The 13698-nt window shown below is 38.2% G+C and carries 9 protein-coding genes; 2 read left to right on the top strand and 7 right to left on the bottom strand.

The window, feature by feature from the left end:
• Positions 1-62 precede the first annotated feature (62 nt).
• The 5 genes from CXF79_RS09530 to CXF79_RS09510 form a co-directional block, all read right to left on the bottom strand.
• Positions 63-1136, bottom strand: a complete 1074-nt coding sequence (locus CXF79_RS09530) for a branched-chain amino acid ABC transporter permease (RefSeq protein WP_101154766.1) — start codon at positions 1134-1136, stop codon at positions 63-65.
• Between the two features lie 82 nt (positions 1137-1218).
• The gene (locus CXF79_RS09525; protein WP_101154765.1) at positions 1219-2112 is read right to left on the bottom strand and encodes a branched-chain amino acid ABC transporter permease; all 894 of its coding nucleotides are present in this window, start codon (positions 2110-2112) and stop codon (positions 1219-1221) included.
• On the bottom strand, positions 2109-4079 hold the full coding sequence (locus CXF79_RS09520) for a long-chain fatty acid--CoA ligase (protein ID WP_101154764.1): 1971 nt from the start codon (positions 4077-4079) through the stop codon (positions 2109-2111). Before CXF79_RS09520 ends, CXF79_RS09525 begins: the two co-directional genes overlap by 4 nt.
• A complete protein-coding gene (locus tag CXF79_RS09515) occupies positions 4079-4906 on the bottom strand; it encodes an ABC transporter ATP-binding protein (protein ID WP_101154763.1) in 828 nt (275 codons plus the stop codon). The genes CXF79_RS09520 and CXF79_RS09515 overlap by 1 nt, the downstream gene beginning before the upstream one ends.
• Before the next feature lie 203 nt (positions 4907-5109).
• Positions 5110-6165, bottom strand: coding sequence for a DcaP family trimeric outer membrane transporter (locus tag CXF79_RS09510; protein ID WP_101154762.1), 1056 nt, complete (start codon positions 6163-6165; stop codon positions 5110-5112).
• Positions 6166-6440: 275 nt separating this feature from the next.
• Between CXF79_RS09510 and CXF79_RS09505 the strand changes: the two genes are divergently transcribed.
• The gene (locus tag CXF79_RS09505) at positions 6441-9995 is read left to right on the top strand and encodes a hybrid sensor histidine kinase/response regulator (RefSeq protein ID WP_101154761.1); all 3555 of its coding nucleotides are present in this window, start codon (positions 6441-6443) and stop codon (positions 9993-9995) included.
• 202 nt (positions 9996-10197) lie between these two features.
• On the opposite strand, the gene CXF79_RS09500 is transcribed toward CXF79_RS09505, so the two are convergent.
• Positions 10198-10848, bottom strand: coding sequence for a response regulator transcription factor (locus CXF79_RS09500; protein ID WP_011044181.1), 651 nt, complete (start codon positions 10846-10848; stop codon positions 10198-10200).
• 224 nt (positions 10849-11072) lie between these two features.
• The gene (locus CXF79_RS09495; protein ID WP_101154760.1) at positions 11073-11990 is read right to left on the bottom strand and encodes a LysR family transcriptional regulator; all 918 of its coding nucleotides are present in this window, start codon (positions 11988-11990) and stop codon (positions 11073-11075) included.
• Positions 11991-12151: 161 nt separating this feature from the next.
• Here CXF79_RS09495 and CXF79_RS09490 point away from each other — a divergent pair, with 161 nt between their 5' ends.
• Entirely contained in the window at positions 12152-13654 is a 1503-nt protein-coding gene (locus CXF79_RS09490) for a CoA-acylating methylmalonate-semialdehyde dehydrogenase (RefSeq protein WP_101154759.1), read from the top strand.
• Positions 13655-13698: the final 44 nt, after the last annotated feature.

Below are 13698 nucleotides of genomic sequence, written 5' to 3'. Positions count from 1 at the left end.
ATGTCCCTATGTAACTGCGATTTATTCACCATTCATTTCTCAAGTGTTTTTAATAAAATCACTTAGTAAGCAAATGGATAGAATTTCCAATAGTTTTTAATTTGTGTCCAACGATGTGCCAATCCTTCTGGCTCAAAGATTAAGAAACCGATAATAACTAAGCCAATAGCCATTTCTTTGATGTAAGCTAAACCATCAACCACCATAGGGATATTTCCCCAATCGGTCATTTTCATTACACCAACACCGCTTTCTAATACTTCAGGTAAGAACACCATGAAGATAACGCCCATCAAGGTACCTTTTATCGAACCTAAGCCACCGATAATGATCATCGCTAAGAATTGAATAGACATCATGATGGTAAAACCTTCTGCCGATACATAACCTAAATAATGGGCATATAACGCACCGCCAATACCAGCATAAAAAGAAGAGATACCAAATGAAAGTAGACGATATTTATTTAACTTTACGCCCATGATTTCAGCTGATAAGTAATGGTCACGTACGGCAACAAAGGCACGTCCATCACGACTACGCATTAAGTTACAACCCCAGATGAACATAAAGACTAGTGAGAATAACGCGACATAGTAAAAGCTTTCGTCGGTATCAAAAGCAAAACCGAATAAGGTTACCGGATCTGCCATTGAACCTGATGCCCCACCAGAGAACCAATCAGCTCGAGCAAAGAAATCTTCTATAATAAATTGCGAAGCAAGTGTTGCTATCGCTAGATATAAACCTTTAATTCGTGCAGCTGGCGCACCAAACATCATGCCAACGCCCATGGTTAAGAAACCCGCTAAAGGAATACATAAAAACACTGGGATATGTAAGCTGGTGTTTAACCAGGCCGAAGCAAACGCACCAAAGCCAAAGAAAGCACCATGCCCTAACGATATTTGTCCGGTGTAACCTACTAAGATGTTCAGACCTAATGCAGCAATGCCTAAATAGGATATTTGAATTAATAAGGTAATAAAGTAACCATCAACAACTAACGGTGCAAAGCACAACGCTAAGATAGTAAAAATGGTCACCCAACGGATGGTTTTTGTTTCAAAAATTGTATTATCTTGTTTATAGCTAGTGCGGAAATCTCCGCACGGGCGCATCGTTAAACTAGACATAAATCACTCCTAATAATTGTTCGTTTTATTGATATTGTTAATTAAATTGCGCTAGGCCCAGTTGAACCTAGCTAAAATTATGCTATATACGCTCAATGTCTTTGGTACCGAATAAACCGTAAGGTTTGAACCAAAGAATAATTAACAACACATAAAATGGTGCGATATCGTACATATTACCGATGTGTAAATATTGACTATCAAAAAACTCAGCGACGTTTTCTAATACACCGATAATGAGACCGCCAACGATGGCGCCAACAATAGAGTCTAATCCGCCTAAAATAACGGCTGGGAATACTTTGATACCCATAATAGAAAGTGAATCTGAAACACCATTAACCATACCGAGCACTATCCCTGCGGTAGCAGAAACTGTTGCTGCAATCCCCCAACTCATCGCAAAAACATGCTTTACAGACACACCTAGACTTTGCGAAGCTTGTTGATCGAAAGCTGTCGCTCTCATCGCTAGGCCATGCTTAGAATGTTTAAAGAATAAAAAGAATGCGACCATGATAATTAACGCTATCACCGTACTCATTAAGTACGCCATTTCTACATTTAAGCCTAAGATGTTAATACTCTGCGTATCAAATACTTGCGGGTAACTTTGTGGTGAAACACCAAATATCCATTTCATTAATGATTGGAAGAAAATAGACAGACCAATAGTCACCATGATCACCGAGATAATCGGCTCACCAATCATAGGACGCAGTACTATCATTTGTAACAGCACACCAAAACCGGCCATGAATAACAGTGATAATATAAAGCCTAGAAAGAACGGCAGTTCTAAGTAAATCAGTGAAGCCCAACATACCCAGGCACCAATGAGTAAGAACTCACCTTGGGCAAAGTTAACAATCTGTGTTGATTTATAAACCAACACAAAACACATACCAATGACACCGTATAACAAGCCAACAATAAGGCCGTTGATGATTAATTGAGTTAAGAGTTCAAAATTCATGATGCTTTCCTCTGAGTTTGACTACTTGTTGATGAAACAGCACTACCATCATTTTCAATTACCGTCGCAACTTTAAGTGTTGTTTGAATACGTGAGCTACCACCATCTTGGAAGGTAATGACTGTATCGATATCAACTCGCTCTTTGTTGTCATAGATAGACTGAATAATGTCGCCATATTTATCCGCAATAACTGTGCGTCGTACTTTACGCGTACGAGTTAATTCACCGTCATCCGCATCAAGCTCTTTATAAAGCAAAATAAACTTATTGATTTTTTGTGCGTCAGGTAAGGTCGAATTAACTTTTTCCACTTCTTCACTTAGCTTTTGATAAACTTCAGGTAAAGCCGAAAGACTGGTGTAGTTAGTAAAACCTAACCCTTGTTGTTCTGCCCACTTAGAAACAATCGAGAAGCGAATACAAATAATGGCGCTTAAGTAAGGTTTGTCTTTACCTAAAATAACGGCTTCACCAATAAATGATGAGAATTTCAATTTGTTTTCAATATATTGTGGCGAGTACTGAATACCATTGCTGGTTTTAGCTAAATCTTTGATTCGGTCGATAATAACCAAGTGCCCTGAAGGTTTGAAATAACCCGCATCACCGGTATGCATCCAGCCATCAATAACATCTTCGTCATAGGCTTTTTGATTATCTAAATAACCAGTAAACATACCCACAGTTCTAGCGATAACCTCACCAACACCTTCTTTATCAGCGTTAATGACTTTTACTTCAGCAGTATCAAAAGCAACACCAACACTGTCGTAATCAACGTCATTTTCTTTGTGAACTGTGTAAGCACCACATAACTCTGTTTGACCATAAAGTTGACGTAGCGGAACACCGATAGTTTGGAAGAATCTAAAAGTATCAGGCCCCATGGCTGCACCACCGGTTGCCGCTGATTTCAAATTAGTGAAACCTAATCTATCTTTTAAGGCATTCATCAATAAAAAGTCAGCAAATACTGAACGTTTACCTTCTAGTTGTGCTTTTTCAGAAAGTGCAAAAGCATAATCAAATAACTTCTGTTTAAGTGGCGTGGAATCCATCATACGCGCTTTAACATCGGCTAAAATACCTTCCCAAACGCGTGGTGCAAGTAAAACAAAGTTTGGTCCAATTTCACGTAAATCAGCCATCAGTGTTTCTTGACCTTCAACAAAATTGACTATTTGACGAGCAATTAATGCTTGGCCAACCGCATAGACTTGTTCCATGATCCATGGAAGTGGCAATACCGAGACATAGTTATCGCCAGGTTGACGAGGATCAGCACGTAAATATGAACTACAGTGCTTAACAAAATTACCACCACATAAAAAGGCAATTTTAGGTTTTGAGGTTGTGCCTGACGTTGTACAGTAAATAGCAGTTTCATCAGCGTTAGTCGCATCAACATAAGTGTCATATAACTCAGGTGACATTTTTTCTATTGCTTGACCCTGCTTATATATTTCTTCAATGCTGATTAAACGCTTATCGTCATATTTACGCATGCCACGTGGATCGCAATAAACAATAAGTTTTACATCTGGAATGTCATCGCCTAACTCAAGCAATTTATCACACTGCTCTTCATCTTCCGCGATAACAACAGTCGCGTTACTTTTATTAAGTAAGTAAACCACTTCTTCGTGTAAGGAATCTTGGAAAATACCGATTGAGTAACAACCCATAGAATGTGCGGCTACTTCACCCCAAACCCATTCTGGTCTGTTATCACCTAATAAAGCGATAGCTTCTTTCGGGTTAACACCTAATTTTATTAGCGCTAGTGATAACCACTTAACGCGATTGTTATAATCTACCCAGGTAAATTCGTTCCAAATACCGAACTCTTTTTCTCGCATGGCAATATCATTTGGCCAGCTTTTAGCGTTTTGTCTCAGTATTTTTGGAAAAGTATCTAACTCCCCCATTTCAAAATCTTTTGTTGCTGCTTGTAAGTTAGACATTAGCTAGCCTCCCTCTCTTCAGTGGTATTAGTCGCTTCTTCTTCTATTTCATCATCATCTTCAATACCAAGATAAGCACGTTTAACATGTGGATCAGCCATCACTTCATGAGGTAAACCTGACATTAGCTTCTTACCAAAATCAAGCACCATTACTTGGTGTGAAATATCCATTACTACGCCCATATCATGCTCAATCATCACTACTGTGATACCAAACTCTTCATTTAAATCGAGAATATAACGAGCCATATCTTCTTTTTCTTCTAAATTCATACCAGCCATAGGCTCATCTAGAAGAATTAATTTGGGTTTTAATGCCATTGCACGTGCTAGCTCAACTCGCTTACGTAAACCATAAGACAAAGTACCTGCTACAGATTTTCTGATATGAGAAATTTCTAAAAAGTCGATAATTTCTTCACAATAACGACGGTGGGCAAGTTCTTCTTTTTGCGCAGGTGATGCCCAATATAAAGGCCCTGTTAACCAGTTATTTTTCAATAGGTGATGACGGCCAACCATGATGTTGTCTAAAACTGACATATGACCAAACAAGGCTAAATTTTGAAAGGTACGGCCCATACCAAGATCTGCTCTGTCATTTGGACGTAAGTCAGTGACAATTTTGTCATTGAAAATAACGTTTCCAGAATTAGGTTGATACCGTCCAGAGATACAGTTAAGCATGGAGGTTTTACCAGCGCCGTTAGGACCGATAATGGAAAATACAGAGCCACGGGGAACTTCAAAGCTAACGTCGGTTAGTGCTTTTACGCCACCGAACGCTAATGAAACGTTCTCTACTTTGAGTATTGACTCAGTCATACTCACACTCCTCAATTGATAAAAAAATATATGCGTTTTTACACGCTTGAAACATCAAGACAATCTGCTGTCTAATAAGCTATATCCATATAGCGTCTGTCACTGCGATATAGCGTACGTCCTGTACATAAAAAAGAGGGGGAACTCTTCCCCCTCAAAAACGTAACAACAAAATGGGAGTTGTTACGCGTACTAAGATAAAACTAAAGTACGTACTTCATTGTTACTTGAGCATAATTTGAATCTGCATCTAGGTTGTCCTGTCTGTACTGACCTACTTCAACACCTACCGCTAATTGCTTAGTTAGGTTTTCAAATAAGTTAACACTCCATTGACTACTTTCAGCACCTGAATAATCAGCTTCAGCTGAACCGTAAAGCACAGTAGATCTTAATGTTTCAGTCCAGTAATGACGGTATGCAGCTAGATAAGCAGTGGTGTCTTCAACTTTTTCAACGCCTGCAGTATCAGTATTGATATCTTTAGTGAAACCAACACCCACATAACGGCCTACTTCACCCTGGTGGAATTGGAATCTAAAATCATCTTTACCAATGGTTTTAATACGACCGGCAATTGAACCACCAATAGCTGTTTCAGATTCACCTGAATTAGTATTAAGTTGACGACCTAGAGCAGAGAATGAAACAGAACCCCAGTCACCTTTTAAGTTATAACGTGCTACTACATCTGGAACACTGTCATTTGCGGTATCACCACCCCAAGTTTCAGGATTCTCTAGTGAGAATTGGAAATCGCCCATGGTGTAACGTACTTGACCTTGACGAATAAACACTAAGCCCTGTGTTGCACCCGCGAAATCTGCTGTTTCAGGGATAGCGCTAGTATTCATAAAGGTTGACCACGTTTGTCCTGCTAATACGTCTTTATATTTGATAAAAGCGTGACGAAGACGAGGATGAGCTGAGTTTGAAACGATTTCGTTACCGCCGCCGCCCCAAAAATCCATTTCAATAAAGCCCATTACTTCGCCATGGGTATACTTCATGTTGAAACGAGTTTCATTGGCAAAAATATTAAATTGTGAAGCATCTTCAGCAAGTTTAGTGCCCGAACCAGTCCAGAAAGGCTTATAGCCAACATTACCATCAACATAGCGGGCATCGACTTTGATATATCCACCGAAAGATATTTTATCTTCGTCTGATATTTTGATGTCATAACCAGCATTTGCTGCGCTAGCAGCTACAAGTAAAGGTGAGGCGAGTAGTAGTTTTTTAAATTTATTGCTAACCATTGCTATTTCCCTTGTTATTATTTGTTATTTTATTTGAACTTATTATGTGTGTTTTATGTCAATCGAACTCAGGTTTACCTAATCATCATAAGCCAGTACAAAAATGTAACAATCGGAAATAAGACTTAGCACCTAGCGCTTAGTCCTTTAGTCGTAGGAAATAATTTATTCAAAGACTAGTCCTTAAGTCGTAGAAATATAGAGGTTTTTATTTAAAGAAATATGTTAAATTTAACAGGTGATAAGTAGTTGAATAGTTAAGTAGGTTTAATATTATGTTTGCGAATTGGTTGCTGGTTAGCGTTAGTATTGGCTATATAGGTCTGTTGTTTCTGATTGCTCATCTAGGTGGGAAATATCGTAATAAGCTAGAAGCAAAACAACAAACGATTATCTATGCCTTATCATTAGGTGTTTATTGTACTTCCTGGGGTTTTTTAGGTACGACTGCACAAGCCGCTAATCACTCTTTTACTTTCCTTTCTGTTTATTTAGCGCCCATTGTGCTGTTTGTTTTTGCTTGGCCTTTCATTCAACGTATTATAAAAACCAGTTTAAAGCTCAAAATTACCTCTATTGCCGATCTGTTATCAGCACGCTTTGGTAAATCGCAAACCTTAGCAATTATTATTACCTTAGTCGCCTTAATAGGCACCATGCCCTATATAGCACTGCAGCTAAAAGCGATTGTGAATTCCTATCAAATATTACAAGAAACTCAAGACCTACCTATTTGGCAAATTGGTTTAGTGGTTAGCATTATCCTCGCTGTTTTCACCATTATTTTTGGTATTAGAACAATAGACATTACCGAACGTCACCCCGGAGTTATGATAGCGATTGCCTTTGAATCGCTGGTGAAGTTAATTGCTTTCCTGTTAGTAGGTTTATTCGTCAGCTTTATTATTTATGACTCACCTATGGATATTTGGGAATTATCAAAAGATCAGTTTGATATTGAGAAACAGTTTGAGTTCAGTAACCTGTTTGGTTTGTTTGGCATGTTAATCATCGTCATGTCTGCTTTCTTATGTTTGCCAAGACAATTTCAAGTAATGTTTGTTGAAATAAAAGATAAAAAAACAAGCGGTATGGCAAGGTGGGTTTTACCGGTTTATTTACTTATTTTTGGCTTTTTTGCCGCTGTTCTCGGCTTAGCTGGTAATTTAAATTATGGCAGTTCTCTCGCTGCAGATGCTTATGTACTATTTTTGCCTGCTTTGGATGGCCAAGTGTGGTTATCTTTATTTGCCTTTTTAGGCGCTGTTTCAGCAGCAAGTTCGATGGTTATTGTTTCAACTATTGCTCTTAGTACCATGCTCAGTAATGAGATTGTGTTTCCGGTCATGTTTAACTTTTCACGCCAAAAGCAACAAGACTTTAATCACTTTCAATTACAGTTATTGTTTATCCGTAAAACACTGGTACTGCTGGTTATTTTTCTAAGTTATGGCTTGTTATTGGTATCACCTCCCGATGCATTATCATCATTAGGCGAAGTCGCTTTTGGCGCAATAGCTCAAATAGGTCCCGCTTTATTTGTCGCATTTTATTGGCGTAGAGCAACACTGGCGGGTGTGCTTGCAGGGATAATTTGTGGTTTTACTATTTGGACGGTATTTAATTTAATACCTCAATTAGGCATATATGCCCACCCTTTAGAAAACACAGACTTACCTAAAACGACCGTAATAACCCTTATTGGCTTGCTCATTAATGTTATCGCGCTATGGCTTGTTTCTTTAGGTACAAGACAAAGTATTCGAGAACAAATGCAAAGTGAATTTTTCTATACAGACAGAAAAAAAATCAAGTGGAGCCTGCCATCGCAGCCCAAAGTAGACATTGTAGAGTTAGAGCTTTTAGTGGCTAGATTTATAGGTGAAGAAAAAGCAACCAAGTGCTTTGAAAAGTTTCATTCGATGAATCAGACTAAGGACAACAAAAAATTTAATGAAGCGATATTGTTTCATGCAGAAAACACGCTTGCCCGTGTCTTAGGATCAGCCTCAGCAAAGTTGGTCACGTCTCTGGCGATTAGTAGCCGCGGCATGGCCTTTGATCAAGTCGCTAAATTGGTTGAGGATAACTCAACTCAACAATTAGAGTTTAGTCGCACGGTATTACAAAGTGCTATTGAAAATGTGAGCGAAGGCATTTCAGTTATCGATAGCGAGCTAAAGTTAGTTGCTTGGAATAAACAATACTTAGATATTTTTAGCTATCCAGAGGCATTTATTTATATTGGTTGCCCTATCAGTCAGCTAATACATTTCAATTTAAGTCAGCAAGGTTATTTTGCTAAAGATATCGATTTACGCGTTAAAAAACGTATTCAGTATATTATGGAAGGTAGTCGCCATAACACTGAATATAAACTAAAAAATGGCAAAAACATTCGCATAGAAGGCAGTCCAATTCCCGGTGGTGGTTTTGTGATGATATTCTCTGATATTACTCAGTATCGTCAGACAGAAGAGGTGTTGAAAGAAGAAAATACCGATCTCGAATCAAGGGTACAATTTCGTACTGCCGAGCTTGAACAGGCAAACAAAGAGTTGGCACTTGCTAACCATGAACTCATACAAGCACAAACTAAAGCTGAGCAAGCGCACGTCAAGAAAAGTCAGTATTTAAAAGCGTGTAGCCATGATTTATTACAACCGCTCTCAGCCGCAAGGTTATTTTCTTCCGCCATATCTTTAAGTCCAAGAGTCAGTAATGAAGAACGAGAACAAATAAAAAAGATAGATAATTCTTTAGAGATAGCAAATAGCTTGTTGCTAGATCTCAATGAAATAGCACGTATAGAAAGTGGTAATATCACGCCAACTATTGAGCCCATTGAAATCAAAGAGCTTTTCACTATGTTAGCCAATGAATTTAATGCCTTAACAGATGAATATCATGTAGAGTTTCATTGTAAAATGAGTAAAATTTATGTGGCAAGTGACATCACCTTACTAGCAAGAATTGTACAAAACTTCCTCAGTAATGCCTTCCGCTATGCCCATAGATGTGACAAGAAAAACCAGAGTAAAGTATTGTTGGGTTGTCGAAGACAAGGTAATGAAATATCAATCCAAGTTTTCGACAACGGCCCTGGCATTCCGATAGACAAACAACAGCAAGTTTTTGACCAGTTTACTCAATTAAACAATAGCAATGTTATGGGCCCTAAAGGACTTGGCTTAGGACTAAATATTGCGCAGAGCTTGGCAAATATTCTTGAGCACAAAATTGATTTAAAATCGAAACCAGGTCATGGTTGTTTGTTTAGTGTTAATGCACCGATGACGCTAGCGCCTGCGGCAAAAGAGCAAACATTACCCCCTGCGAGTATGAGTTTGCACGGTGTAGGCGTATTGTGTATAGACAATGAGCCCGCAATACTTGATGGCATGTCTAAATTGTTGAGTGCATGGCAGTGTCAAGTTTTCACCGCTGTTGACGCCCAGCAAGCCAGAGAGCTTTATGCAAAACACGAAGACGAGATTGATATTTTACTGGTCGATTATCAACTAGACGGTTGCCAAGACGATAACACTATTATGGCTACTGATATGCTGATCAGTGAGAGGAATAATAGTTCATGTTCAATTGATCCCGTTAATGGCATAGGGCTTATTAAACAATTAAGAGCAATGAGTCCTTATGCACTGCCTGCCATTCTTATCACAGCAACGACAGGTGAAAACCTGATGGCGTTAACTAAACAGCATAATATTGGCTATTTACGCAAAATAATCAGACCCCTTGCGTTACGTGCTTTAATGAGCTCGTTACTCACCGAAGAACTGGCAAAGAATTACTCACAAAATAATACATAAAAAAGTACTGTGTGTGAGTATTATTGTTATACGCAGAGACAATAAATCAGGATAAGGGCTTGGTTGATTATTTGATTGAGTACTTAATTAAGTGCTTAATTGAATACTTGAACGAGTAATAAGCTGGCTATTGGGATTGAGCAACAAAGCCTTGCTGTATAGCTCAATCAACAACAGTAGGTATTAACTTAAAGCATTGGTATCACTGACCAAAAGTGCTTTGATTTAATTGTAATTCATTTAAAGTGATCACCGCTTGAGTGCGGTTTCGTACACCCAATTTTAAAAAGATAATACTGGCATGGCTCTTAATGGTAGATTCTGATGTACCAAGCTGAGACGCTATTTGCTTGTTGAGTAACCCATCTGCAAACATTAATAGAATCTCATGCTGCTTAGGGGTTAAAGACGCAATTTTATCATCTATATTATTGACTTTTTCATTCGGGTTAAACTCACCGTCAGGTGTCCATAATGTGCCATTAAGTACTTCTTTTATGGCAACAAGCATTTGAGGTACCGGCGTCGATTTAGGAATAAAACCAGCAGCGCCAAAACTCATCGCTTTATGGATTGTTTCTTTATCTTCAAAACCAGAAATAACCACGATACCTAAGTCAGGATGTGAACGTCTAATACTAATTAAACTGTTAAAACCATGTGCCCCAGGTATATCCAAATCAAGCAAGAGTAAATCAGCTTTTTCTTCACTTTGTAAATGCAGCTCAAGCTCAGGAATATTTTGCGCATCCACAATTACTGCACTAGTAAAGTGAGATTTTAACGTGATGGTTAATGCTTGGCGAAATAGAGGATGATCGTCAGCCAATATTATTTTCATGTTATCGAACATAATTAAATTCATCCTTCAACCGACTATGATTATTATAATATCGGCTGTTTTTTATTAAATGAAAACTTTTACTATTACAAACACAATAACAAAGTCTGTATGAAGCTGCTAGGGAGATTTTAAATTTATCTTCGGTGTGTTGACAACAAAACAGCAGCATTGTCTGCAATTATTCACGTTATTTACGGGGGTATTACGCAATAAAAGATTGAATATAATTGAGGTTATTCTTTTGGATTTAATAACTCAGCATGCTCTAGTACTAATTGTTTTAAGTATTGCCAAACGGTATTTACATGTGACAATCGTTTACTCTCTGGATGAGTAACCAGCCAGAAACTTCTGCTAATAGTAATATCTTGGCTATGAAGTTTAATAAGGCTTTTATCTTGATCGGCAAGAAAACAAGGAAGAATTCCAATACCTAAACCACTTTTAATCGCAAAATATTGGCTGATAATGCTGGTGCTACTAAAATTTGCTTTTAACTCACCTGATAAATAACGGTCTAACTCTTTTATGTAGGACAGCTGGTCGGTAAATATTAGATTATCGACGTAAGTGACCCATTTATGTTCAGCTAAATTATCAAGGGTTATACCTTGCGGATATTGCTTTAAATTATGGTCTAAATAATCCTGATGTACGTAAAGCTGTAATTTATAATCGCAAAGTTTTGACACTATCATCGAGGTACTTTTGGGACGCTCAACTGCAATAGCGATATCGGCTTCATTTCTACTGATTTTTACATAACGTGAAAAAAGTAATAAGTGTACATCAATGTTGGGATGCTGTTGTTGCAATGTCAAAAGGTTGGGTGAAACAAAAAAATTACCTAACGCTTCGGTCACACCAATACGAACTAAGCCACAATTTTCTTCATTATTATTGTGAATACTGGAAAGTGCATGTTGTGCATCCTGCTCCATTTTACAGGCTGATGTAAGTAACATTTCGCCATCAGGCGTTAATACATGACCGTCTTGCGTTCGGTCAAATAGTTTTGTCGCTATACTTTCTTCTAACTTATGCAAACGCCTAGACACAGTGGAAGCATCCATCGTTAAGCGTTTAGCGGCTGTTGATAGTCGCTCGGCACGAGCAACCTCAAGAAATATTTTAATATCATCCCAATTCATCTAGTTAGTCTACTCTTTTTCAAACACCATTGCAAAAATGCAAAGCGTATTGCATTTATGTTTATTGTGACAACATTAAGAAAGGCCTATCTTGCTTATATCGATTTAAATAATTTTAATGTTTTTAATGTTTTTAATGTTTTTAATAAATAGAGGTTGCTATGAGTATTACTGAAGTTCCACTAATCATTAATGGTGAAAAAGTTCGTTCACAAACTACAGAGTGGTTAGATGTTTTAAACCCTGCGACTCAAGAAGTTGTTGCTCGTGTCCCTATTGCAACTGCAGAAGAAATTGAATTAGCCGTTCAAAGTGCACAAACTGCATTCAAAACTTGGTCTAAAACGTCGTTAACTAATCGTATGCGCATTATGGTAAATTTTGCACATTTGGTTCGTGAAAATACTCAAGAGTTAGCTGAGTTAGTAACATTGGAACATGGTAAAACATTACCTGATGCTGAAGGTGAAGTTGGTCGAGCGTTAGAAGCAATTGAAAATGCTTCTTCAGTAACTCGCTTACAACTAGGCGATATGGGCAATAATGTTGCTACCGGTGTCGACACTTATACATTACATAAGCCACTTGGCGTAGGTTTAGGTATTACGGCTTTTAATTTCCCATTAATGCTAGCGGCCTTTATGTTTCCGCCAGCAATTGCTTGTGGTAATACCTTTGTTCTTAAACCATCTGAGCAAGCTCCTTCATCAACAGTACGTTTTGTAGAACTAGCTATTGAAGCGGGTTTACCTGCAGGCGTTATCAATGTTGTTCACGGCGGCCCTGATGCAGTGAATGCGTTAATTGAACATGAACACGTAAAAGCAGTATCGTTTATTGGCTCAACTCATGTTGGTACGCATATATATAATCATGCGAGCAAACACGGAAAACGTGCACAATCTATGATGGGCGCTAAAAACCATATGGTTATTATGCCTGATGCAAATAAAGACAGAGCTATCAATGATTTACTTGGTTCAGCTTTTGGTGCTGCCGGTCAACGCTGTATGGCTAACCCTGTCACTATTTTAGTTGGCAAGTCTCGTGACTGGTTGCCTGAAATAGTAGAACGTGCAAAATTAATGAAAGTTGGTCCTGGCTCTCAGCGTGATGCTGACTTAGGCCCAGTAGTTTCGCCTCAAGCTAAAAAACGTATTATCAGCTTACTTGATAGTGGTATTGAGCAAGGCGCTACCATGTTAATTGATGGCAGAAACTGTCAAGTTGAAGGTTATCCAAATGGTAATTTTGTTGGCCCAACATTATTCACCAATGTTACTACTGACATGGATATTTATACTCAAGAAATCTTTGGCCCAGCATTATGTGTTTTAGAAGCTGAAACATTAGAAGAAGCCATCGCAATTATCAATGCTAACCCTAATGGTAATGGTACCTCTATTTTCACCTCTTCAGGTTGGAATGCGCGTTTATTTGAAAATGAAATTGATGTTGGCCAAGTCGGTATTAACGTTCCTATTCCGGTTCCAGTTGCCTTCTTTAGCTTTACTGGATCAAGAGCTTCAAAATTGGGTGACTTAGGTCCAAACGGTAAACAAACAGTTAGCTTTTGGACACAAACTAAGTCAGTAACGGCACGTTGGTTTGAACCAGATCATGAAGATGGATTGAATGTTCACACCACTATTAGCATGAAATAAAGCACCAACTATTTTTCGATAAGAAGTTCTCGACGCCTCTTTTT

This window comes from Colwellia sp. Bg11-28 (assembly GCF_002836245.1).
In the GTDB taxonomy this organism is placed as follows: Bacteria; Pseudomonadota; Gammaproteobacteria; order Enterobacterales; family Alteromonadaceae; genus Colwellia; species Colwellia psychrerythraea_A.
The sequence above is the reverse complement of the archived record's forward strand: the minus strand, read 5'-3'. Positions and strand labels throughout refer to the sequence as shown.